Here is a 23,745-nt window from a genome sequence, read left to right as displayed (position 1 = left end):
CGGTCAGTTCTGCTCCGCGGCGGCGATGATGTCCGGGACCACGTTGTCGAGCGCCCAGGGCAGGCTGAGCGGCGACGCCGCCGAGATGGACAGCACCTGCTGCTCGTCGGTCTGCACCACCATCCGGCCCGCCTCGACCGCGGGGATGCGACCCAGCAGCGGATCCGCCTCGATCGCGGCGCGCACGTCGGGCGACGCCGCGTAGGTGACCAGGATGTCCGAGACGAGCTCGTCGGCCCGCTCGGGTGACCAGGTGACGGCGAACTGGTCGGCGGCGCCGGTCGAGGCCTCGGAGACGACGGGGGCCTGCACCATCCCCAGCTGCTCGAGGAATCGCGGTCGGTTGTCCACGTCGGTGAACGCGTAGATCTTCTCGGCCGCGTCGGGATCCACCGTGCCGTAGATGAAGGTCGTCCCCCGGACGCCCGGGTGATCGTCGGCGACCTGGGCGATCCGGTCCTCCACCTCGTCGATGAGCTCCTCCGCCCGCTCCGAGCGGCCGAGCGCCTCGCCGATGAGGCGGGTCGAGTCCTGCCAGGGCGTACCGAAGGCCACGTCACCCTCGGGCATCGCGATGGTGGGGGCGATCTTGGACAGGGTCTCGTACTCCTCGGCGGTCATCCCGGAGTAGGCACCCAGGATGACGTCGGGCTGGAGCGCGGCGATGGCCTCGGTGTTGATGCCGTCCGTCTCCGAGTACAACTCCGGCATCTCGCCGCCCACCGACTCCAGTTCGGCGTCGAACCAGTCGGTGGATCCACCGGCGTTGCCGCCGAACGAGTTCCGCGGCATGCCCACCGGAACCACTCCCAGCGCCAGCGAGACATCCGCGTTGACCCAGGAGATCGTGGCCACCCGCTGGGGCGGTTCGGTGATCTCCGTCTGCCCGTACGCGTGGGTGATGGTGCGGGGGAACTCCCCGTCGCGCTCGACGTCGGTCGCCGTGGCCGGGTCCTGCGATCCACCCACTGAGCCCGTCGTGCACCCGGCCAACACCGCCAGTGTCGCGAGGAGCGCGGCCAGGAGCAGCACGACCCGTGCGCGATCGGGGGCGTCGACCGCACGGACACGGGATCGGACGGTGAGTGGACTCATGGGGTCTCCGATGGGATAAAAGCCGCTTAGGCTTGGCTTACCTTATCGGGGCAACAGTAGAGCGACGATGCGCCGAAACGCAAGACCGTACTCCCACATTCCCACTTCGCCTGGGGCACAACGTGACTCATGTCACCCTAGTGTTGATAAGGCAAGCCTACCCTCATAACGTTCGCCGGTACCTACGTCCCCGATCAGTTCGGAGCACCCGTGAACGAACACCTGTTGAGCCACCGGAGCAGGAAGGACCACGCCGCCGCCCTGGCCGCGGCGACCGCCGAGGTCGGTCGATACCTCGACGGTCGTACCACCCCGCGCTCGTCCGCCTCTCCCGCGCATCTCGCGTCACAGACCGCGGCGGTGGATCTGTCGACCCCGCTGGGGACGCTCGACAAGGCCCTGGTGGAGGTGCGTGCGCTCTACCTCGACCACGCCGTGGGGTACCACCACCCCCGCTACCTCTCGCACCTCAACTGTCCGGTCACGATCCCCGCGCTGGCCGCCGAGACGCTCGCCACCTCCGTCAACACCGCGGTGGAGACGTGGGACCAGGGCACCTCGGCGTGCCTGATCGAGCAGAGACTCGTCGACTGGGTCGCCGACCTGATCGAGTTCGACCGGCCGGACCGGGTCACGCCGGACGGCGTCTTCACCACCGGCGGATCGCAGTCCAACCTCCAGGGGTTGTTCACCGCTCGCGAGGATCGACTCTCCCGCCCCGGCCCCTGGGGGACCACGCCCGCGGACCGTTGCGCCCGTCTGTCCCGACTGCGGATCGTCACCGGCGAGCACGCCCATCTCAGCGTGGTCAAGGCCGCGCGTCTGCTCGGCCTGGCGCCGGACGCGGTGATCGTCCTCCCCGGGGACGGCGACCGCATGGACCCCGCCACCCTCGACCGCGCCCTGGCATCCGTGGCGGACGCCGGTGACGAGGTCGCGGCCGTCGTCGCCCTGGCCGGTACCACCGACCACGGCGCGATCGACCCGTTGCGTGAGATCGGACTGGTCTGTCGCCGTCACGACGTCTGGTTGCACGTGGACGCCGCCTACGGCGGCGGGTTGCTGGTCTCCCCCACCCGCCGCGATCTCCTCGACGGGATCGGGCTGGCCGACTCGGTGACCGTCGACTTCCACAAGACCTTCTTCCTGCCGGTGGCCGCATCCGCTCTTCTCCTGCGGGACGGCTCCGGTTTCCGCCACTCCACCGTCAGCGCCGACTACCTCAACCCCGCGGACGGTGACGATCACGCCGTGGACAAGTCCCTGCAGACCACCCGCCGCTTCGACGCGTTGAAGCTCTGGATGACGCTGCGCGTACTCGGCGCCGACGGGATCGGCCGCATGCTCGACGACGCGATCGACGTGGCCCGGCGGATCGGTCGGACCATCGACTCCGAGCCCGACCTCGAGCTGGTTCGCAGGCCGGCACTGTCGACCGTCCTCTTCCGCCCCCGGCCCGAGGGGTGTGACCCCGACGAGTCCGACGCCCTGGTCCGTCCCGTCAGGGACGCGCTGTTCGCCGAGGGACGGTCGGTGGTCGCGGCGACGGTGGTGGACGGCAGACCGTGCCTCAAACTCACGATCCTGGACCCGGAGCTGTCCGACCGGGACGTGGCGGCCGTGCTCGCCGACGTCCGCGAGGCCGCCCGGTACCTGGCCGAGGGGATGCGCCAGGCCACCACCGCGGGGGTGATGTCATGAGCGGGAAGATCCACGACCTGCTGGGGGTGGGCATCGGTCCGTTCAACCTCGGGCTGGCGTGCCTCGCCGACCCGCTGGAGATCGACGCCGTATTCCTCGACTCCCGCGAGGGCTTCGCGTGGCACCACGGACTCATGTTCGACGACGCGACCATCCAGGTGCCGTTCCTCGCCGATCTGGTCACGCTGGCCGACCCCACCTCTCCGTACTCGTTCCTGTCCTATCTCAAACAGGTGGGCCGGTTGTATCCGTTCTACATCCGCGAGAACTTCCAGCCCCTGCGCGCGGAGTACGACGCGTACTGTCGCTGGGCCTCCGAGCGGGTGGGTGGACTCCGGTGGGGACGGCAGGTGGTGGACGTCCGGCGCGAGGCGGCACAGGGCGCCGGGGGCGGGCCGGACGGGGGGAACGGAGGGACCGACGACGACGAGGACGGGCCCGTCTACCGGGTCACCGCGATCACCTCCGACGGCACGGAGACCTACCGCGCCCGGCACCTCGCACTGGGGATCGGCACCACCCCGTGGTCGCCTGTCGACACGGACTCGCTCGACGGCGCCTCCCCACACGCGGGCCGACGGGTCGCGCTGCACGCTGCCGACTACCTGCACCGGCGCGAGGAGCTGCTCGGGTTGGACTCGGTGACCGTCGTGGGCAGCGGCCAGTCGGCCGCCGAGATCTTCCACGACCTGGTGGCGACGTCCGGGCACTCCGGCCCCCGCGTGGACTGGATCACCCGGTCCCCCCGGTTCTTCCCCATGGAGTGCACCAGGCTCACCCTGGAGATGACCTCCCCGGAGTACATCGACCACTTCCACGGTCTCGACGCCGGCACCCGGGACCGGTTGCTGCGCGAGCAACGGTCCCTCTACAAGGGCATCGACGCCGAGTTGATCAACGAGATCCACGATCTTCTCTACCGCCGGTCCGCCCACGGACTGGACACCGGGTTGCTGGTGGCCGCGACCGCCCTGGACGGGGCCACCGTCGACGAGTCGGGGATCCGCCTGGACCTGCACTGCAACGACACCGGCCGGGCCTGGCAACACCACACGGACGGTCTGGTGATGGCCACCGGTTACTCCGCCACCGCTCCGCGGTTCCTCGACGGGATCGCCTCGGAGATCGACTGGGAGGACCCCGGACCCGGGCGGGCCGGCGAGGGCAGGCCCCGTCGCTACCGCGTGGCCCGCGACCACACCATCGACCTGGCCCATCGGCGTGTCCATGTCCAGAACGCCGAGGAGCACACCCACGGGCTCAGCGCCCCGGACCTGGGGATGGGGGCGATGCGCAACAGCATCATCCTGCGGTCCGTCACCGGTCGCGAGGTCTACCCCGTCGAATCACGCATCGCGTTCCAGCGGTTCGGCGCCCCGGCCGGCGAGTCCTGCCCCACCCGGGAGACCGATCCGACCCGAGCCGGGACGTCCGCCGTGCGCCACTCCCCCGCCGACCAGCAGGCCCAGGAGGCCCGATGAACCATCACACCGTCAGTACCCCCGCCGGGCTCGTCTCGCTCTCTTCCCTCTCCACGGACGCCGATACCGTCGGGACCCTCCACGCCTGGCTCTCGCACCCCGGGTCGGCGTACTGGGGCATGCGGCACATGGCGCCCGAACAGATCTCGGCGTTCTTCCGCGACTGGCAGAGCAGCCCACACCGGCAGGTCCACATGGTGCGTATCGACGGACTGCGAGTGGGGTTGGCGGTGTACTACGACCCGGCCGCGGTCGAGCTCGACGGCTCGTACCCGCACGAACCCGGGGACCTGGGTATGCACCTGCTGGTCGCCCCCTCGCGGACGCCCGTGCCGGGCACCACGGCCGCCGTGATCGGCGCGATCTGCGAGACCGCCTTCGGTCCGCAGGGCGCCCGACGCGTGGTGGTGGAGCCGGACATCCGCAACACCGCCGTGCACCGCCTCAACGCCCGAGCCGGCTTCCGGGAGGGCGGGGCGGTGGAACTCGCCGACAAGACCGCCCTGCTCTCCTTCTGCGACGTCGGGGACTTCCGGGCCTCCGAGATCGGGCGGACCACACGGGCCGTGTCGTCGTCACCCCCGTCGGCCGGTGCCGTGCCCCACGCGCACCTCGCCGGCCACGCGATGCGGCGGGCCCACCGTCACCTGTGCGCCAAGGCCCTGGCCGAGTTCTCCCACGAGCGACTCGTCTCGCCTCAGCCCACCGCGGACCCGGACGTGTACGAGGTGCGCGCGGCTGAGGAGAGGTGGCTGTTCCGCGGGCGGGTGCTGCCCCTGGAGCACTGGGTGGTGGACGAGGGTTCGCTGCGCCGGGAGGTCGCCGGCGAGCCGGTCGAACCCGACGCCCCGGCCCTCATCACCGCGCTGGCCCCGGTGCTCGGTATCCCCGCGTCACTCGTCGGCGTCTATCTGGAGGAGATCGCCGCGACCCTCGGGTCCGCCGCGTTCTGTCTGCACCACCGCGCCCGCCCCGTGCAGGAACTGGCCGGTGCCGACCTGCAGGAGGTCGAGGCCGCGATGACCGAGGGGCACCCGGGCTTCGTGGCCAACAACGGGCGCATCGGACTGGGGCTGACCGACCGACACCGCTACACCCCGGAGGCTCCCGCGACGGTACGTCTGGTGTGGCTCGCCGCCCGCCGTGAACTCAGCCACCTCGCCACCGTGACCGGACTGGAGGAGAACGAGCACTACCGTCGGGAGTTCGACGGTGACGACCTCGACCGGTGCGACACACGACTTCGGGAGCTGGGCCTCGATCCGGACGGGTACCGCCTCATTCCCGTCCACCCGTGGCAGTGGGAGCACAAGATCGCCGTGGCGTTCGGCCCCGACCTGGCCCGCCGCGACCTCGTCCACCTGGGCGAGTCCCGCAGTGAGTACCGCCCGCAGCAGTCCGTACGCACGTTCTTCGACGTGACCCGTCCCGAGCGCGGGTACGTCAAGACGGCACTGGCGGTGCAGAACATGGGCTTCACCCGCGGACTGTCTCCTCGGTACATGCGTGACACCCCGGCGGTCAACGACTGGGTGGCCGGTCTGGTGGCCGGGGATCCCGTGCTCCGGGCACTCGACTTCGGAGTCCTGCGCGAGGTCGCCGCCGTGGGGTACACAGGCGACGCCTACCACCGCGCAGCGGAGTCCGGCGTCTCGGACGAGGGGCCGCACACCAAGATGATCGCCGCCCTGTGGCGTGAGAGCCCGGTGCCGCGACTGGCGGAGGGCGAGCGGGCCTTCACGCTGGCCTCACTACTGCACGTCGACCTCCACGGGTGCCCCCTCGTCGTCGAACACCTGGAGCGGTCAGGGGCGGACGCCCGCACGTGGCTCCGCGCGCTGCTCGAGGCCTACGTTCTGCCGGTGGCCCGCTGTCTGCTCGCGCACGGGTTGGTGTTCATGCCCCACGGTGAGAACGTGATCGTGGTGATCGGCCCGGACCACCTGCCGCGCCGGGTGCTGTTCAAGGACATCGGCGAGGAGGTGGCCGTGGTGACCGACCGACCGCTGCCCGAGGGGATCGAGCGGATCCGGCACCTCGTGGACGCCGAGACGGCCGCGTTGAGCATCCACACCGACGTGATGGACGGGGTACTGCGTCACCTCGCCGCGATCCTCGACGAGTCCGGGGTCCTGACGGCATCGGAGTTCTGGGACGAGACCCGCCGGTGCCTGCTGGCGCTGGGCGGCGACGGCGACGGCGACGGCGACGTCGACCGGACTGAGGTCGACGAGGCGACCTGGCAGGCGCTGTTCGCGCCGCGGTTCAAGCACTCGTGCCTCAACCGCCTGCAGTTGCGCGACACCCGGCAGATGGTGGATCTGACCGATCAGGCGGGATCGCTGCAGTTCGCGGGCACCCTCGCCAATCCCCTCGCATCGAGCCCGACCGACCCCGCGGGTCGCGCGGGTCGCACGAATCGCGACGAGCGCACGGGTCACGAAGGTCGCACGAGACGCGAAAAGCGCACGAGTCGCGAAGAGCGTTCCGAACACGTCGGCCGAGAAGCAGGTGTGCGGAACGCTCTTCTCGATGACGGAGCCCGCAGCGTGTCGTAGCGTCACTGGGATGAACGGGCGGGAACTCCAGAAATGTGCGGCGATGCGGGCACGCGAACTACCGGCGTCGACCCTGGAGTTCCCGTTCGGGCCGGACGTCGACGTCTACAAGGTCCGCGGCAAGGTGTTCATGATCCACACCGTTGTCGACGACGAGCCCCTCGTGGTGATCAAGGCATCACCCTCGGACGGCCTCGCCCTCCGTGACGCGCACGCCGACATCACCCCCGGCTACCACATGGACAAGAGGCACTGGATCTCACTGCACCCCGGGGGGAGCCTCGGCCCCGACGTGGTCGAGGAGTTGGTCACGGAGTCCTACCGACTCGTGGTGGCCGGGCTCCCCAGCGCGCAGCGACCGGTCGAGCCGCACGCCTTCGGGCGCGGGCAACGCTGATCCGGCTCAGTTCACCGGAGCGGTCTCCGGCGAACCCTCGGGCGACACCGAGGACCCGGTGATCGAGCCGAGCCGCTCCTCGCCCAGCGAGCCCTCCACGGCGTCGGTCGCCGAGTCCGTGTTGACGGCTCCGGCCAGCGAGTCGCCCACCACGGGCACCCCGCCGATGACGGCGTCGACCGACCCCGGGACGTCCCCGCGCATCAGGAAGTCGACGGACTCCGCGACGGGCTTGACGACCATGCACACGACCCCGATGGGCGGCAGCGGGATGCCCGCCAGGTTGGCCGCCGTGCCGGCCACGGTGCCGACGCCACAGACGGCGCTGGCGACGGAACCGACCGGACCGGAGGTGTAACCGGGCAGCGAACCGGTGACGGAGGCCGGAAGCAGGTCGCCGGCGGAGCCGAGGCCGCCGCCGGTGTCCGCATCGGTGCCCGTTCCGGCGGACCCGGTGAGCGACGACGAGTCGAGGGCGCCCGACGACAGGCCGTCTGCGCTCTGGGCTGCGGCGGCGCCGGTCGAGAAGACGAGAAGTGCGGCGGCCAGCGCACCGGCGCAGGCGATGGATCTGGTCACAGTGATCTCCGAGCATGACGGGGGCGCGAGCCCCACGATGAGTTAAGGATTCTTGAGTCCATCACATATACGTCACGAGCGGGGCGGTGTTACGTCACGACCACCCCGTCGACACGTCACGACCACCACGTCGTCGCGTCACAACCTCCGCCCTGATGCCGTCCGCCCGCCCGGCGCCGGTCCGCACCGTTCGCGGGCGCGATCAGGGAGAGTGGAGCCATGACCGGGATCCCGACCACCCCCGCCGACCATTCGCTGGCAGACGTCATGCCGTCGATCGCCGCCTCGCTGGGCCTCGACCTCCGCAACCCACTGGCTCTCCCGCCCACGCGGGATACGGTGCTCGTCCTGGTCGACGGCCTCGGCGCCGAGCTCATCCGGCAGCACGCCGAGGTCGCCCCCACCCTCTCGGCGATGACCACGCGGATGATCTCCGCGGGGTTCCCCGCCACCACGGCCACGAGTCTGACCAGCCTGGCGGTGGGAGCGCCGTGTTCCCGCCACGGGATCGTCGGGTACAGCTTCGCGCTCCCGGACGAGGGTGCAGAGACACCTACCGTCTTCAACTCGCTCCGGTGGACCACGGGGTCGGCGGAGGGGCCCTCCGCACTGGACCGGTTCCCTCCCCGTGAGGTGCAGGTGCTGCCGAGTCTGCTCGAACTGCTCACCGAGGAGGGGGTCGACGTCACCTACGTCATGCGCGAGGACTTCCGGGCATCCGGACTCACCCGCGCCGCGTTCCGGGCGGAGGGCGAGTACCGCCCGGCGATCTCACTGCAGGAGATCCGCGAGGCGATACTCGGTGTCGTCGCCGCTCCCTCGACGTCCAGACGGTTCGTCTATTCCTACTTCGGAGACCTCGATCTCATCGGGCACATCCACGGTCCGGGCTCCCCGGAGTGGATCCAGTCGTTGCGCGAGGTGGACGCCTTCGTCGCCGACCTGGCGACGGATCTGCCCCCCTACTGCGGGATGCTCGTCACCGCCGACCACGGCATGGTGGCCGCGGAGACCGTGATCGATATCGATGCCACCCCGTCGCTCCTCGCGGACGTCGAGGCGGTCGCCGGCGAGGCCCGGGTACGGCACGTGCACGCACGGGCCGGGTCGGAGTCGGCGGTGTTGGCCGCCTGGCGCGAGGAGTTGGCGGGGCACGCGCGGGTGCTGAGCCGGGAACAGGTGCTGGACGAGCAGTTGTTCGGGCCGGGCCGGGAACATGCGGACCGTCTGGGTCACGTCATCGCGGTCGCCACCGGCGGCGTCATCCTCGCCCGCACCCACCACGAGAAGATGGAGTCGGGCCTCCTCGGTCATCACGGGGCCAATACCGCGGCAGAGCAGCACATCCCACTCATCCTGCGGTGAGCCGCCGGCCTGTTCAGCAGGTGACCAGCGTCGACGGGTCGCTGGTGGAGTCCAGCCAGCGACCGTAGGCGGGTGGCCCCATCGCTCGCACGTCTGCGCACAGCTCCTGCCGGGAGTACCCGGAAGCACGGTAGACGGCATAGATGACGTTGCCGTTCTCATCCCTCGCGCGCAGCGATGGGCACGCCATGTCGGTGCGTAAGTAGGACGCACCCGGGTTCCGCGCCAGTGCTGCAGCGATCTCCTGCGCGTACTCACCCGGGGTGACGGCGGAGTACAGGACCACGATCCCCCGGCCATCGCACGCGGGGCGGGACATCGGGACATTCAGTCCCAGATCGCCGGTCGGTGCGGCCGAGGACCGGCAGTCGTCCAGGACCGCGGCGATCTCGGCGGGCATGCCGTCGGCCTCCGCCTCCTGACGGCACGTTGTGGACGGGATCCCGGTGTATCGGTTCCAGCTCCCATCGACACGGCTCACTATGTACTGCGTATCCCCGGCGGGTTCGCCCTGCTGTACGAAGACGTGCGCCAGTGCCCACGCCCCCGCGCACCGGTCCACGTTGACGTTCCGACGGGCGATACCCGCCTCCCTCGCGATCTCGTCCGGGTCGCAGTCGGAGGTCCGTGCTGATGGAGAAGCGGTTGCAGCTGGCATCGTCTCAGGGACGGGGGACCCCGTAGCCGGTTCCACGGAGGTCGTCGTCGGCTCTGGCACCGCACCCGGTTCGCCGCCGTCCGAGGCGACGAGGTAGCCGGCCGCGCCGGCGAGGACGACGAGCAGCACCACGATGAGCCCACCCATCACCCACATGAGGCCGTTGCGAGAGCGAGCCTGTGGACCCGTTCCGTAAGCCTCCTGCCCCCACCCCCCGTCGTTGCCTCGGTGACCGTCCCAGCTGGAACCGTCCCAACCGGAGCCACCTGACGGATTGCTCATAGTCACCACCATCGACACTGCCGACGAGTCGGCCTACGTCCGGAGAATGACAGTCACTTTATCCACCTCGCGACCGGCAGCGCACCGCATTCTCAGGAGCCGAGCAGGACCGTCGTGAAGTCCTGCTCGTCGGGGTGGTCGAGCATCTCCCCCATCCGCTTCCGGTCGAAGGGCCAGAGATCGATCTCACCGCCGGCGGTCTGGTACCAGGACGTGCACCCGGTGTTCCACACCGTCGGTCCCATCGCCGCACCCACCGCGCGGGAGAACTCGGCGGTCGCCCGCTCGGTCACCTCGACCGCGTCGAGCTCGCCGAGCCGCCATCGCTCGATCCACTGCGCGATGTAACGCGAGGTGAGCTCTGCCGAGAACTGCAGTGGGATCGATCCGGTCGGCGAGTTGGGGCCGAGGACGGTGAAGAGATTGGGGAATCCCGGGATCGCGGTCATCCGGTATGCGCGCGGACCTGCGGCCCAGGCCTCATCGAGACTCAGGCCGTCGCGGCCGGTGATCCGCATGGGCCGCATGTACTCGTGGGTTCGGAAACCCGTGGCCAGCACGATCACGTCGACCTCGTGGTGGACACCGTCGCCGGTACGGATGCCGGTGGGCGTCACCTCGGAGATCGGACCCGTGACCAACTCCGCGTTGGGGGCGGTGATTGCGCGGTAGTAGGTACCCGAGACCACCTGGCGCTTGCACAGTGGTTCGTAGTCCGGGGTCAACGCCTCCCGGAGCCGACGATCGCGGACCTGCCGACGGAGACTCACGCGGGCGTAGGCCTGCACCGCGCGACGCCGCCAGGTCGGCTTGAGGACCACGTCCGCCAGGATCCCCGAGGCCCACAGGGCCGTCGCGTACATCCTCCGCTGCGATCCGGGTGACCGACGGAGCAGGGCGGTGAGCGGTGCGGGCTGCCGCACAGTCATCGGCGCCCACAGGATCCACTGCGGGGATCGGGCGAAGTGCAGAAGCCGTGACGCCTCCGGCTGCAGGGCGGACACGATCTGCACTCCCGTGGAACCGGAGCCGATCACCGCCACCCGGGACCCGCCGGTCTCCAGCCCGGGATCCCAGCGGGCGGTGTGGACGACCGGTCCGGCGAACGAGTCGAGCCCGTCGATATCGGGCACGTACGGGTGGTGCAGCACCCCGGTCGCGCACACCACGAAGTCCGCGTGCAGCACCTCCCCCGCTGCCGTCGTCACCGTCCAGGTGGCGGACTCGTCGTCGTACACGGCGTCCGTCACCTCGGTCCCGAGCCGCAGCCAGGCGTTCAGACCGACCCGGTCCACCACGTCCCGGTGGTACCGCTGGATCTCCTCCCCCGATGCCCAGACGTGTGACCAGTCGGCCTTGGGGGCGAACCCGAACTGGTAGAGCTGGGAGGGAACGTCGCAGGTCAGACCCGGATAACGGTTCCAGTGCCACACCCCACCGACGTCGGTGCCCTTCTCGCAGATCGTCACGTCGGTCAGCCCGGCCCGCATGAACGTGTGCGCGGCGGCTATCCCCGCGACCCCCGCGCCGATGATCACCACGCGGGGTTGGCGGAGATCGGTCACCACTCAGGTCTACCTCCTCGGGCGACCGGATGCGTCGACTCCCGCGGCCTCGTAGCGTCGGTGATATGCGTGAGCGCGCATGACACGACCAGCGAGAGGAGCCTGCCATGAAGGCGGTCACCTGGCACGGCAAGCGCGACGTCCGCGTGGACGAGGTACCCGATCCCAGGATCGAGGATCCCACCGACGCGATCGTCAGGATCACCAGCACGAACATCTGCGGATCCGACCTACACCTGTACGAGGTGCTCGGGCCGTTCATGAACGAGGGCGACATCCTCGGCCACGAGCCGATGGGGATCGTCGAGGAGGTGGGGTCCGGTCTCTCCGACCTGAAACCCGGCGACCGCGTGGTGATGCCGTTCCAGATCTCGTGCGGCCACTGCTACATGTGTGACAAGGGCCTCAATACTCAGTGCGAGACCACCCAGGTCCGTGACCAGGGTATGGGCGCGGCACTGTTCGGGTACTCCGAGCTGTACGGCAGCGTCTCGGGCGGTCAGGCCGCGTACCTGAGGGTCCCGCAGGCCCAGAACACCACCATCCAGGTGCCGCACGAGCACACCGACGACCGGTACCTGTACCTGTCCGACGTGCTGCCGACGGCCTGGCAGGCGGTCGAGTACGCGCAGATCCCCGACGGCGGGACGGTCGTCGTCCTGGGGTTGGGACCGATCGGCGACATGGCCGCCCGGATCGCCGCCCACCGCGGACACCGCGTCATCGGAGTGGACCCGGTCGCGGAGCGCCGGGCCCGGCAGGCGCACCGGGGTGTCGAGGTACTCGACCCCTCCGAGCTCCCCGGTGAGCTGGGCGACGTGATCCGCGACATGACCGACGGCCGCGGGCCGGACTCCGTGATCGACGCGGTGGGGATGGAGGCACACGGGTCCCCCGTCGCCACGGCGGCCCACGCGGCCGTGGGGATGCTCCCGAAGTTCCTGGGCAAGAAGATGATGGAGCACTCGGGAGTCGACAGGCTCGCCGCGTTCTACTCCGCCATCGACATCGTGCGCCGCGGTGGGACCATCTCGCTGTCCGGCGTGTACGGCGGTGTCGCCGACCCGTTGCCGATGCTGACGATGTTCGACAAGCAGCTCACGCTCAAGATGGGGCAGGCCAACGTCAAGCGCTGGGTGCCGGACATCATGCCGCTGCTCACCGATGCCGACCCGCTGGGCGTGGACGACTTCGCCACGCACCGGCTCCCACTGTCGGACGCCCCCCACGCTTACGAGATCTTCCAGAAGAAGCAGGACGGGGCCGTGAAGATCGTCCTCACGCCGTGAGTCCGGGGACGGGCGGGATGCGGATGGGTAGGTTGCGGATATGACCGAACTGTCCCGACTCCTGCTCGTCCGCCACGGGCAGAGCGTGGGGAACATCGCCGACGACGAGGCCCGGGCCGCCGGGGCGCACCGCCTCGACCTGGACTACCGGGACGCCGACACACCCCTGTCGGATACCGGGTTCACGCAGGCGTCGGCGGTCGGCGCGTGGCTCGCCGACCTGCCGGAGGAGCACCGACCCACGGTGTGGTTGACCTCCCCGTACCGGCGCGCGGCGGACACCGCCGCCGCCGCGCTGGAGGCCGCCCGCCTGGACGCCACTCTCCTCACCGACGAGCGGCTGCGCGAGCGTGACCTCGGGATCCTGGACGGATTCACCGGACACGGTATCCGTGACCGCTTCCCGGAGGAGGCGGAGCGGCGCGACCGGATCGGGAAGTTCTACTACCGGCCCCCGGGCGGTGAGAGCTGGACGGACGTGGTCCTCCGCGTGCGTTACCTGCTCACCGACCTGCGCCAGCAGTACGCCGGTGAACGGTTGTGCGTCTTCAGCCACCAGGCGGTGATCATGGGGTTCCGGGTGGCGCTGGAGCAGATGGCCGAGCAGGACATCCTCCACGTGGACCGGGCGGACCCCCTACCCAACTGCTCGGTCACCACGTACCGGCACGGCGGCGCGGCGCTGGAACTCGAGCGGTACGCCGACACCACGGCCGTGGAGCGGGCCGCGGCACCGACGACCCGCGAGGGATCCGCGGCGGACGAGGACGGCCGGTGAACGGCGGTCCGTCGGAGAAGGAGATCGTCCTGACCTCCCACCGTCTGCGGGGCTGGGCTCTTCCCGCGCCGGGCGGCGGCAAGGAGAGCCGGGGCCGGGTGCTCGTGGTGGGAGGCGGTCGCACGACCCCGGGCGGGGTGCTCCTCGCCGCGGAGGCCGCGCTGCGCGCCGGCGCCGGCAAGCTCCAGATCGCCACGGCGTCCTCCGTGGCGCCTGGCCTGGCGCTGCGGATCCCGGAGTCGATGACGGTCGGACTGCCCGAGGACGAGGAGGGCGAGCTGACCCCGGCCGGTGCGGAGACCATCTGCGAGCTGGCGGAGGGTTGTGCGGCCGTCGTCATCGGGCCCGGCCTCGGCCGCGTCGGGGTCGCCGGGGAACTGCTCCGCCGGGTCGTCCCCGATCTGGATTGCACGCTGGTCCTGGACGCGCTGGGCCTGGCGTACCTGACCTCGGATCCGGACGGGGTCGCCCACCTCGACGGGCGCTGCGTGCTCACCCCGAACCCCAGGGAGCTCTCGAGGACGCTCGACGTCCCCGAGTCCGAGGTCGAGGCCGACACCCCACGCCGGGTCGCCGACCTCGCCCGGCGCACCCGCGCCGTGGTGGTGTCCGGGGCGGCCACGTCGTGGATCGCGTCGCCCGACGGCCGTCTGTGGCGCGACGAATCCGGCACGCAGGGGCTCGGGGTGTCCGGGTCCGGAGACGTCAAGGCCGGGGTCATCGCCGGGTTGCTCGCCCGCGGCGCAGAGCCCGCGCAGGCCGCCGCCTGGGCCACCTTCGCCCACGGCCGGGCCGGTGAGCGGCTCGCGGTGCGGGTCGGGCCCACCGGCTTCCTCGCCCGGGAGCTGCTGTCGGAGGTCCCCCGAGTCATGGCCGAGCTCTCGTCCTAGCGGCGCGTCCGTCAGAGCACACCGGGCGCACACCGGGCGCGCCCGCGCGACCGGCTGCATCCCGGCGCCGGGACTGGCAGGCTCGGGTCATGAGTTCGACTGACAAGATCCGTTCCGAGAAGATCCGTTCCGCCATCGACGCCGCCACCGACCCCGGGCCCGACGCGCTGGAACGCGCCCGCATGATCGTCGTGGACAAACTCGGGGAGTGGGACAGTCTGGGGGTGGACGAGATCGTCGAATCGGTCTGCGAGGCCTACGAGGCCCCCTCGGGCGAGCCGCTGAGACTGGGCGACGTGGACCCCTCCGACCCCGATACGGACACCCCCGCGATGCGACACCTGCGGTACGCCCGGGCGGCCCGCACCGCGATCATCGATCTCGAGCGGGAGGGGGCGATCGTCGCGGTGGACGAGCAACCCGGCGACGCCGAGGCGGTCAACCTGACCGACGACCCGACCGGGGACGGCACCGCCGACGACGACCTCCACGACGACGACGAGGTCACCGCCGTCAAGGAGACCACGGGCCCGGCCGGCCGTGAGTCCGGTGCCGACGAGTTGGTCCTCAGCACCGGCCCGCGACCGCGGGGCCGGCGGTTCGCACTGGCCGCTCGCTGACGGCCCTGCTCAGAGCGAGGTCGTGGTCTCCGGGTGGTCGGTCTCCCGGAGGGACTTCTGCGCGCCACCGGAGAGTGTGGACTCGCCGAGCCTGGCCTCGCGGTAACGGTCGGCCTGCGCCTGGGTGATCGCCTCGCGGGCGCCGTCCTTGGCGTAGCAGACCGGCAGCCACGCGCCCTGGGAGTCCAGGCGTGCCACTATCCGCTGGCGCAGGCGGAACGGCTGGATGGAGTCCGACCAGGCGACCAGCAGGTCCAGATCGGCCCCGCGGGCGTCCGGGAGCGAGTCGGTGGCGCAGAAGTGCTGGACGCTACGCCAGACGGCGAACTGCGCCCCGGTGACGGAGAGCGGGTCCACGGTGGCCGCCCTGGGCGAGCGCGCCGAGCGACTCCGGGCGGGCTTGCCGGGGGCGGGCCGCGGAGGCGGCGGTGAGGTGTTCTCCCCGGACTCCACGCGTCGGCGCGCCTCCGCCATCCGCTGCTGTCGGCGTTCCGCCGGAGTGCTCTTCTCGCTCGTGTCCCAGAAGCCCGTCATGTCATCAAACTTTACGCGGGTTCCGGCGACCCACACCTCACCCGAACGGCCGGGTGCGGTGGACCTCACATATCCAGGCCGAGGTCGAGGACCGCAACCGAGTGGGTGAGCCCGCCGACGGCGAGGAAGTCGACACCACAGCGCGCGTAGTCGGCGGCGACGTCCAGACCGAGGCCGCCACTGGACTCCAGCCGGGTCCGGGGCGAGATCGCGTTCCGACGCTGCACGGCCATCTGCGTCTGCCAGACGGGGAAGTTGTCCAGCAGGACCAGGTCCACGCCTGCGTCGAGCATCTGGTCGAGCTGCTCCAGGGAGTCCACCTCGACCTCGCAGGGCAGGTCCGGGAAGTGCTCGCGCACGGCGGCCAGCGCCGGAACCACCCCACCGGCGGCCACCACGTGGTTGTCCTTGACCAGGACGGCGTCCCCGAGGCCGAGTCGGTGGTTGACCCCGCCGCCGCAGCGGACGGCGTACTTCTGCAGCAGGCGCATGCCGGGCATGGTCTTGCGGGTGTCGCGCACGGCGCAGCCGGTGCCACTGAGCTCGTCGGCCCATGCCCGGGTCGCGGTGGCCACCCCCGAGAGGTGGCACACGAGGTTGAGCAGTGTCCGCTCGGCGGTGAGCAGCCCGCGCGTCGGAGCGGTGATCTCGGCCACCACGTCGCCGGCCGAGACGCGGTCACCGTCCCCCGCCCGGAGCGTGACCGAGTAGTCGTCGCCGAGCACCTCGGTCAGGACCATCCCGATCAGCGGCAACCCGGCCACCACCCCGTCGGATCGGGTCGCGAGTCGTGCGGTGGCACGGGAGTCCGCGGGCACGGTGGCCAGCGAGGTGGCGTCCGGGCCGTAACGCAGGTCCTCCTCGAGGGCGCGCCTGATCGCGATCAGGGCGTCGGCACGGGTGTCGGGGTCGAAGAGCTCGTCGTCGTCTCCCCCGGATACCGGCGAACCCACGCCCGCGCCGGTCACTCCCCGGATCCCGGGTTGCCGATGGCGATCATCCGCTCGACGGACCCGCGCGCGGCCTCGGCCGTTGCGGGATCGACGTGCACCTCGTCGGCGCCCTCGACGAGCGCGCGCAGCAGCGCGGCCGGGGTGATCATCTTCATGTAGGGGCAGCTGGCCTGGTCGTTGACCGGGAGGAAGTCGATCTCCGGAGCCGCCTTGCGCAGCTGGTGGATCATCCCGATCTCGGTGGCCACCAGGACCTCGCGGGCACCCGAGGAGCGGGCGGCGTCGACCATCCCGCCGGTGGACAGGATCTTGACCTGGTCGGCCGGCACGGCACCCTCGGTGGCGAGGTGCAGCGCGCTCGTGGCGCAGCCGCACTCGGGGTGGACGAACAGCTCGGCGCCCGGGTGGGCCTGCGACTTGGCGGTGAGCTGGTCACCGTTGATCGCGGCGTGGACGTGGCACTCGCCCGCCCACACGAGCACGTTGTCGCGGCCGGTCTTGCGCCGGACGTGCGCGCCGAGGAACTGGTCGGGCAGGAACAGCACCTCGCGGTCCGGGTCGATCGACTCGACCACCTCGACCGCGTTGGAGCTGGTGCAGCAGATGTCCGTGAGGGCCTTCACCGCGGCGGTGGTGTTGACGTAGGAGACCACCACGGCATCGGGGTGCTCGGACTTCCACTCCGCCAACTGCTCGGCGGTGATGGAGTCGGCCAGCGAACAGCCCGCCGCCTCGTCGGGGATGAGGACGGTCTTGTCCGGCGAGAGGATCTTGGCGGTCTCCGCCATGAAGTGGACGCCGCAGAAGATGATGGTCGACTGCTCGGCCTCCGCGGCGATGCGCGACAGGGCCAGGGAGTCCCCCACGTGGTGGGCGATGTCCTGGATGGCGGGGACCTCGTAGTTGTGGGCGAGGATCACCGCGTCACGCTCGCCGGCGAGGCGGCGGATCTCGGCGGCCCACTCCGCGTCGGGTTCGACGCCCGTGTACACCGCGCCGTCGTGGCGGATCCTCGTGGCGAGCGGCGAGTCGAGCCGTCCGACGGTGGTGTCGGGCCGTGGCGCGACCGTGGTGCCGTGTCCTGTGGCAGTGCTCATCGCTGCCCCCTCCCGGGTCGGTTCTGTGGGCCGATACGCCACCGGCCCTGTTTTCGACTTACAATCGAAAACATGATGCAGTGTAACACCGGTCACGAGGTGCTCGTCGTGGTGACCCAGGTGCGACCGGCCCCCGGTGCCACCGCGCCCACGCTCCACGTGATGCTCTGGCGGCACTCCCTCGGGCCCGCCGCCGGCCGGTGGGCGCTGCCCGGCGGTGAGGTCCGGGACGACGAGGACCTGCCCGCCTCCGCCACCCGGCAGCTCGCCGAGAAGGTCGACGTGCAATCGCTCAGCCACCTGGAATCCGTGGCGGAGTTCTCCGACCCGGGGCGCATACCCGGCCGACGCGTGTTCGCCTCCGGGTTCCTCGGCGTCCTCCCCAGCGACGCCGACCCGGCCATCCCCGACGACACGGCCTGGTTCCGGGTCGACCAGCTGCCCGACACCGTCTACGACCACGCGGAGATCGTCGCCCGCGCCCGCGCCCGCCTCGCGGCCAAGCTCTCCTACTCGACCCTGGGGTTCGCCCTGGCGCCCGTGGAGTTCACGCTGTCGTATCTCGCGCAGCTCTACGGCGCCGCCCTGGGCCACCCTGTGGATCCGACCAACCTGCAGAGGGTCCTCACCAGGCGGGGCGAGCTCGTGCGGTGCGGGCGCAGCGCGCCACCGGGACCCTCGGGGGGTCGGCCCGCCGCGCTGTACCGCTTCTCCGAGCGCAGGTTGCGGATCACCGACCAGTTCGCGACCCTCCGGCCGCCTGTCGACGCCGTCGCCGAGAACCGCCTGTAGAGCTCAGGCGAGCCGGTCCGGCGCAGCCGACTCCGGCCGCACTCCGTCGACCCCGTCACGCAACTCCGGCGAGTGGCTGAAATGGGCCAACACCGCGACGGTGAAGGCAGCGATCATCGCGCCGAATACCAGCCATCCGGCCCCGGGCGGGAACCAGTCCCACGACGGCCCCGACGTCCCGTAGATCATGCGGTCGAAGAACAGCGCCCCCGCCGCCGGCGACTGCGCCACCACCGCCCCGTACGGGGCGTCCTCCGCGGGCGGCGCCAGCAACGCGGCGAGCGGCGAGGCGGCCGCCGCGGCGACCGCACACGTCAGCCCCGGAAGCACCACGAGGACGGTGACGCCACCCGGCCTCCGCAGGCCCGGGTGACGGTGCCACAAGGTCAGCACCGCACACACGACGGCCGCCCCGAGGAGGACGATCAACATCAGGAGCTGGCTGCCGCCGTCCGTCCCGGACTCCGGGAGCCGCAACCCCCTCCCGCCGCCCACCGAGAGCAACTCCGAGCGGGGTGCCGCCACGATCCACAGCAGCAGCGCGACCACGGCCGGACCGACGACTCCCGTCACGGTCCCCACGGCGCGGATCGGCGGCGAGCTGAGCATGGGCCGGACTGTACCAACGCGGGCGCTGTCGACCGTCTGTGGTGTAATCGGACGCGGCTCCGCCATGCTCTTCGGTGCACGCGCTCGCAGAGTCGGGGCGCCTGCACAGACCGGACGACCCGTCAGGAAGTACTCGCCAGTGGCCACCAGCACTCCGATCTCGCCTGCTCGCCGCCGGCGAGGGAAGATGGCCTACCGGCACGACATCGACGGGCTCCGCGGGCTGGCCATCGCACTGGTCGTGGTGTTCCACATCTGGATGGGCCGCGTCTCCGGCGGCGTCGATGTGTTCCTCACCCTCTCCGGATTCTTCTTCCTGGGATCGCTCCTACGCGGCGCCTCGGACGGGCGCACCGCCCTCAACCCGATCCCCCATCTCACGCGACTGGTCCGTCGGCTGTACCCGGCGTTGGTGGTCACGGTGGCCGCGACCGTCGTGGGGACGATCCTCATCAAGCCCCCTACCCAGTGGTCGGCGATCTTCGAACAGACCCTCGCCTCACTGCTGTACTACCAGAACTGGGAACTCGCGCTCACCTCCCAGGACTACGCGGCGGCCGACGCCACCATCTCGCCGCTGCAGCACCTGTGGTCCATGTCGGTGCAGGGCCAGTTCTATCTCGTCGCCCTCGGCGTCGTCCTGGGCCTGACCGCGATGTGGCGGCTCATCGGGCGGGGCGGCTCGCCCAAGTGGATGCTCCTCGGAGTGGTGGCCGTGGGCACCGCGGCCTCGGTGTGGTGGTCCGCCTACGGGCAGGCCGTCAACCAGCCCTGGAACTACTACGACACCGGCGCCCGGATGTGGGAGCTCCTCGTCGGTGGTCTCGTGGCGATCCTGCTGGCGGGGATCGTGCTGCCGTGGCCGTTGCGCATGCTCAGCACCGTCGCCGGGCTGGCGCTCATCGTGAGCTGCGGCTTCGTGATCGACGGCGCCGCCTACTTCCCCGGCCCCCTGGCCTGGTACCCGATCGGCGGGGCCCTGCTGATCATCCTCGGCGGCAACCTCCCCGAGGGCGAGCGCGCGACACCGCGGAGGGACCCGGTCACCTGGCTGCTGTCCGCGCGGGTGTTCCGACGCCTGGGCGACATCTCGTACTCCCTGTACCTGTGGCACTGGCCGCTCCTCATCCTCTGGCTCTCCTACGACCGGCAGGCCGAGATCACGCTGGTGTCGGGGCTGGCGATCGTCGCGGTCTCCGTGGTGCTCGCCCTGTTGACCGAGAAGTACGTCGAGCGACCGCTGCGGATGGCCAGCCGGGCACGCGGGCGGTCCACCCCCGCCGCCCAGAAGCGTGACTCGCTCCGCAAGGGGTCCGGACGCAACGCGCGCGATCAGCGCCGCTTCGTCCAGGCCACCGCCCTCGTCGTGGTGGCCGCGGTGGCCAGCCTCGGGACGGTCGGATGGTGGACCGCCACGTCCGCCTCCCGCTCGGCCGTGCCCTATGTCGACTCACTGACCGACCCGGACCACCCCGGGGCCCGCGCCTTCTTCGACGGCATCCCGGTCCCCGAGGACGCCGACTACGTCCCCTCACTGCTGCAGGTGGGCAACGACCTGCCCGTGAGCACCCTGGACGGCTGCATCTCGAACTTCGAGTCGGCCGAGGTGCAGATGTGCGTGTACGGCGACGTCACCGCGCCGCGCACCATCGCCTTGGTGGGTGGCTCCCACGCCGAGCACTGGATCAGCGGCCTCGACGAGGTCGGCCGACACTACGGCTTCCGGGTGGTCACGGTGCTCAAGATGGGGTGCCCGCTGACCCTGGACGCCTCGGTGTCCGACAGCGACGAGTTGCTGTACGAGAGCTGCGCCGAGTGGACGCCCGCCGCCCTGGCCGCCCTCGTGGGCCTGGCACCCGACTTCGTGTTCACCACCGCCACCCGGCCGGTGGGGGTCGTGGGCCCGGACGTCACCCCGCGCCAGTACGTGGACCTATGGCGTGCACTCGACCAGCAGGGCATCGGCGTGATCGCCGTCCGGGACACCCCGTGGCTCAACCAGGGCCGCGGCCCGATCCGGGCCGGGGACTGTCTGGGAGACGGCGGCACCCCCGAGGAGTGCGGGATGCCCCGGGAGCGGTCCATCGCGCCGATCAACCCGGCCGGGCTCGCCGGGGCCGGGATCGACTCGGTCCGACTGATCGACCTCACCGACGGCCTGTGCGACCCGGCGAACTGCCCGGTCGTGGTGGGCAACGTGATCGTCTACCACGATTCCCACCACCTCTCCGGGTCGTGGGTCCGGTCCGCGTCGGGCGAACTGGCCAGGCAGATGGGGCCCGCGACCGGCTGGTGGTGACCGCCGGGGGCCCGGCACAGCGGCTCCCGCCCCGAAACGCACTACTGTTGGGCTTTGTGACCAACGACGACGCGCAGCAGTCCGCCCCAGAGCTCATCCGTGCCTGGCCTGGTACCGCCTTCCCCCTCGGTGCCACGTATGACGGAACCGGCACCAACTTCGCGCTGTTCTCCGAGGTGGCCGAGCGCGTCGACCTGTGCCTGATCGACCGCGACGGCGGGGAGCAGTGCGTCGAGCTCACCGAGGTCGACGGTCATATCTGGCACTGCTATCTGTTCGGGGTGACCCCGGGGCAGCGCTACGGCTTCCGGGTGCACGGGCCGTACGAGCCCGAGAACGGTCTGCGCTGCGACCCCTCCAAGCTGTTGCTCGACCCGTACGGCAAGGCCTTCGACGGGGAGTTCGACGGCCACCCGAGCCTGCACAGCTACGACCTGGACGACCCGGGTCGACGGAACACCGAGAACTCCCTCGGTCACACCATGACCACCGTCGTGATCAACCCCTACTTCGACTGGGGCAACGACCGCGCGCCCCGGCACGAGTACCACAACACCGTGATCTACGAGGCCCACGTCAAGGGCATGACCGCCACGCACCCCGACATCCCGGCGGAGATGCGCGGCACCTACGCCGGCATGACCCACCCGGCGATCATCGACTACCTGACCGACCTCGGCGTCACCGCGATCGAGTTGATGCCGGTGCACCAGTTCATGCAGGACCAGCGGTTGATCGACATGGGGCTGCGGAACTACTGGGGGTACAACAGCTTCGGCTTCCTGGCCCCGCACAACGAGTACGCGTTCGCGGAGAAGCCCGGTGACGCGGTGAGCGAGTTCAAGGCGATGGTCAAGGCGTTCCACGACGCCAACATCGAGGTGATCCTGGACGTGGTCTACAACCACACCGCGGAGGGTAACCACATGGGACCCACCATCGCGTTCCGCGGGATCGACAACCAGGCGTACTACCGTCTGGTCGAGGGCGACGAACAGCACTACATGGACTACACGGGCACCGGGAACACGCTCAACGTCCGGCACCCCCACTCCCTGCAGCTCATCATGGACTCGCTGCGGTACTGGGTCCTCGACATGCACGTCGACGGGTTCCGGTTCGATCTCGCCTCCGCCCTGGCCAGGGGGCTGCACGACGTCGACCGGTTGTCCTCGTTCTTCGATCTGGTCCAGCAGGACCCGGTGGTCAGCCAGGTCAAGCTGATCGCCGAGCCGTGGGACGTCGGCGAGGGCGGCTACCAGGTGGGCAACTTCCCGCCGCTGTGGACGGAGTGGAACGGGCAGTTCCGCGACACCGTCCGCGACTTCTGGCGGGGAGAGCCCGCCACTCTCGGCGAGTTCGCCTCCCGCCTGACCGGCTCCTCGGACCTGTACGAGAACACCGGACGTCGCCCCACCGCCTCGATCAACTTCGTCACCGCCCACGACGGCTTGACCCTCAACGACCTGGTCAGCTACAACGAGAAGCACAACGAGGCCAACGGCGAGGACGGCAACGACGGCGAGAGCCACAACCGCTCCTGGAACTGCGGGGTCGAGGGACCCACCGACGACCCCGAGGTGCTGCGTCTGCGCCACCGGCAGCGGCGCAACATGCTGACCACCCTCATCCTGTCGCAGGGCACGCCGATGATCGCCCACGGTGACGAGATCGCCCGCACGCAGGGCGGGAACAACAACGTGTACTGCCAGGACAACGAGATCGCGTGGATGAGCTGGGACCTCGACGAGGAGAAGGAAGACCTCCTCGAGTTCACCCGCACCCTGGTCCGACTGCGGAAGGACCATCCGGTGTTCCGCCGGCGCAGGTTCTTCGGCACCGTTCTCCGCGACGACGAGGACCCACAGGACATCGCCTGGTTCAGCCCGGACGGGTCCGAGATGACCCACAAGGACTGGGACTCCGGCTTCGGCAAGTCCCTGGCCGTCTATCTCAACGGTGAGGGCATCCACGAACCCGACGAGCGTGGCCAGCGGATCGTCGACGACTCGTTCCTCCTGCTGTTCAACGCCCACCACGAGCCCATCGAGTTCTCGTTGTTGGGGTCCGAGTACGCCGAGAGCTGGGAGGTCGTCCTGGACACCGCGGTCCACCTCGAGGAGCGCACCGGTGAGCTGGGGTCGGACGACACGATCACGGTGGCCGATCGCGGCACGATCGTGCTGCGCAAGGTCACCTGATC

At 70.5% G+C, this 23,745-nt stretch carries 20 protein-coding genes; 12 read left to right on the top strand and 8 right to left on the bottom strand.

All coding sequences use genetic code 11. The annotated features are described in order from the left end of the window. Nucleotides 1-3: 3 nt before the first annotated feature. Nucleotides 4-1,095 carry an iron-siderophore ABC transporter substrate-binding protein gene (locus ABD250_RS09015; protein WP_179525108.1) on the bottom strand — a complete coding sequence of 364 codons (1,092 nt, stop codon included), beginning with the start codon at nucleotides 1,093-1,095 and terminating at the stop codon, nucleotides 4-6. Nucleotides 1,096-1,305: 210 nt separating this feature from the next. Between ABD250_RS09015 and ABD250_RS09010 the strand changes: the two genes are divergently transcribed. Genes ABD250_RS09010 through ABD250_RS08995 form a run of 4 tightly spaced genes read left to right on the top strand, consistent with a single transcriptional unit; the run spans nucleotide 1,306 to nucleotide 7,232 of the window. Beyond that, complete coding sequence (locus ABD250_RS09010) at nucleotides 1,306-2,796, top strand: pyridoxal-dependent decarboxylase (protein WP_182658054.1); 1,491 nt, start codon at nucleotides 1,306-1,308, stop codon at nucleotides 2,794-2,796. Beyond that, a complete protein-coding gene (locus ABD250_RS09005; protein WP_182658053.1) occupies nucleotides 2,793-4,277 on the top strand; it encodes a lysine N(6)-hydroxylase/L-ornithine N(5)-oxygenase family protein in 1,485 nt (494 codons plus the stop codon). The genes ABD250_RS09010 and ABD250_RS09005 overlap by 4 nt, the downstream gene beginning before the upstream one ends. Continuing rightward, nucleotides 4,274-6,835 (top strand): GNAT family N-acetyltransferase, encoded by a 2,562-nt coding sequence (locus ABD250_RS09000; protein WP_182658052.1) that lies wholly within the window; start codon nucleotides 4,274-4,276, stop codon nucleotides 6,833-6,835. The genes ABD250_RS09005 and ABD250_RS09000 overlap by 4 nt, the downstream gene beginning before the upstream one ends. A 10-nt stretch (nucleotides 6,836-6,845) precedes the next feature. After that, entirely contained in the window at nucleotides 6,846-7,232 is a 387-nt protein-coding gene (locus ABD250_RS08995; RefSeq protein WP_179525103.1) for an MmcQ/YjbR family DNA-binding protein, read from the top strand. A gap of 6 nt (nucleotides 7,233-7,238) precedes the next feature. Here ABD250_RS08995 and ABD250_RS08990 read toward each other — a convergent pair whose 3' ends face one another. After that, nucleotides 7,239-7,811 carry a hypothetical protein gene (locus ABD250_RS08990; protein ID WP_179525102.1) on the bottom strand — a complete coding sequence of 191 codons (573 nt, stop codon included), beginning with the start codon at nucleotides 7,809-7,811 and terminating at the stop codon, nucleotides 7,239-7,241. A 219-nt stretch (nucleotides 7,812-8,030) separates the two neighbouring features. Between ABD250_RS08990 and ABD250_RS08985 the strand changes: the two genes are divergently transcribed. Continuing rightward, nucleotides 8,031-9,176: an alkaline phosphatase family protein gene (locus ABD250_RS08985; RefSeq protein WP_182658051.1), complete on the top strand. Its 1,146-nt coding sequence runs from the start codon at nucleotides 8,031-8,033 to the stop codon at nucleotides 9,174-9,176. Nucleotides 9,177-9,189: 13 nt separating this feature from the next. Here ABD250_RS08985 and ABD250_RS08980 read toward each other — a convergent pair whose 3' ends face one another. Both ABD250_RS08980 and ABD250_RS08975 read right to left on the bottom strand, forming a co-directional pair. Beyond that, nucleotides 9,190-9,981 (bottom strand): serine/threonine protein kinase, encoded by a 792-nt coding sequence (locus tag ABD250_RS08980; RefSeq protein WP_241730507.1) that lies wholly within the window; start codon nucleotides 9,979-9,981, stop codon nucleotides 9,190-9,192. A 227-nt stretch (nucleotides 9,982-10,208) separates the two neighbouring features. Beyond that, nucleotides 10,209-11,684 carry a flavin-containing monooxygenase gene (locus tag ABD250_RS08975; protein WP_182658050.1) on the bottom strand — a complete coding sequence of 492 codons (1,476 nt, stop codon included), beginning with the start codon at nucleotides 11,682-11,684 and terminating at the stop codon, nucleotides 10,209-10,211. Nucleotides 11,685-11,788: 104 nt separating this feature from the next. On the opposite strand from ABD250_RS08975, the gene ABD250_RS08970 reads away from it, so the two are divergent. The 4 genes from ABD250_RS08970 (at nucleotide 11,789) to ABD250_RS08955 (ending at nucleotide 15,258) form a co-directional block, all read left to right on the top strand. Further along, entirely contained in the window at nucleotides 11,789-12,970 is a 1,182-nt protein-coding gene (locus ABD250_RS08970) for a zinc-dependent alcohol dehydrogenase (RefSeq protein WP_182658049.1), read from the top strand. Between the two features lie 40 nt (nucleotides 12,971-13,010). Beyond that, nucleotides 13,011-13,748 carry a histidine phosphatase family protein gene (locus ABD250_RS08965; RefSeq protein WP_179525098.1) on the top strand — a complete coding sequence of 246 codons (738 nt, stop codon included), beginning with the start codon at nucleotides 13,011-13,013 and terminating at the stop codon, nucleotides 13,746-13,748. Then, nucleotides 13,745-14,638: an NAD(P)H-hydrate dehydratase gene (locus tag ABD250_RS08960; RefSeq protein WP_179525097.1), complete on the top strand. Its 894-nt coding sequence runs from the start codon at nucleotides 13,745-13,747 to the stop codon at nucleotides 14,636-14,638. The genes ABD250_RS08965 and ABD250_RS08960 overlap by 4 nt, the downstream gene beginning before the upstream one ends. An 89-nt stretch (nucleotides 14,639-14,727) precedes the next feature. Next, nucleotides 14,728-15,258: a hypothetical protein gene (locus tag ABD250_RS08955; RefSeq protein WP_182659281.1), complete on the top strand. Its 531-nt coding sequence runs from the start codon at nucleotides 14,728-14,730 to the stop codon at nucleotides 15,256-15,258. Between the two features lie 9 nt (nucleotides 15,259-15,267). On the opposite strand, the gene ABD250_RS08950 is transcribed toward ABD250_RS08955, so the two are convergent. The 3 genes from ABD250_RS08950 to nadA all read right to left on the bottom strand — a co-directional run bounded on the left by ABD250_RS08950 (nucleotide 15,268) and on the right by nadA (nucleotide 17,842). Further along, nucleotides 15,268-15,792, bottom strand: a complete 525-nt coding sequence (locus tag ABD250_RS08950; protein ID WP_182616728.1) for a hypothetical protein — start codon at nucleotides 15,790-15,792, stop codon at nucleotides 15,268-15,270. A 65-nt stretch (nucleotides 15,793-15,857) separates the two neighbouring features. Beyond that, entirely contained in the window at nucleotides 15,858-16,745 is an 888-nt protein-coding gene (nadC, locus tag ABD250_RS08945; protein WP_422110540.1) for a carboxylating nicotinate-nucleotide diphosphorylase, read from the bottom strand. A gap of 11 nt (nucleotides 16,746-16,756) precedes the next feature. Next, on the bottom strand, nucleotides 16,757-17,842 hold the full coding sequence (gene nadA / locus ABD250_RS08940) for a quinolinate synthase NadA (protein WP_187700272.1): 1,086 nt from the start codon (nucleotides 17,840-17,842) through the stop codon (nucleotides 16,757-16,759). 72 nt (nucleotides 17,843-17,914) lie between these two features. Between nadA and ABD250_RS08935 the strand changes: the two genes are divergently transcribed. Continuing rightward, the gene (locus tag ABD250_RS08935) at nucleotides 17,915-18,634 is read left to right on the top strand and encodes an NUDIX hydrolase (RefSeq protein WP_179525094.1); all 720 of its coding nucleotides are present in this window, start codon (nucleotides 17,915-17,917) and stop codon (nucleotides 18,632-18,634) included. Between the two features lie 3 nt (nucleotides 18,635-18,637). Here the strand turns inward: ABD250_RS08935 and ABD250_RS08930 are convergent, their stop codons facing one another. Continuing rightward, a complete protein-coding gene (locus ABD250_RS08930) occupies nucleotides 18,638-19,243 on the bottom strand; it encodes a hypothetical protein (RefSeq protein WP_218873204.1) in 606 nt (201 codons plus the stop codon). Between the two features lie 139 nt (nucleotides 19,244-19,382). On the opposite strand from ABD250_RS08930, the gene ABD250_RS08925 reads away from it, so the two are divergent. Beyond that, the gene (locus ABD250_RS08925) at nucleotides 19,383-21,542 is read left to right on the top strand and encodes an acyltransferase family protein (RefSeq protein WP_182609853.1); all 2,160 of its coding nucleotides are present in this window, start codon (nucleotides 19,383-19,385) and stop codon (nucleotides 21,540-21,542) included. A 56-nt stretch (nucleotides 21,543-21,598) separates the two neighbouring features. After that, nucleotides 21,599-23,743, top strand: coding sequence for a glycogen debranching protein GlgX (glgX, locus tag ABD250_RS08920; protein WP_182658278.1), 2,145 nt, complete (start codon nucleotides 21,599-21,601; stop codon nucleotides 23,741-23,743). The last annotated feature ends 2 nt before the right edge of the window (nucleotides 23,744-23,745 follow it).

Source organism: Dietzia cercidiphylli (assembly GCF_039531545.1).
In the GTDB taxonomy this organism is placed as follows: domain Bacteria; phylum Actinomycetota; class Actinomycetes; order Mycobacteriales; family Mycobacteriaceae; genus Dietzia; species Dietzia natronolimnaea.
Note: the sequence above shows the minus strand (reverse complement) of the source record. Positions and strands in the feature narration are given on the sequence as shown.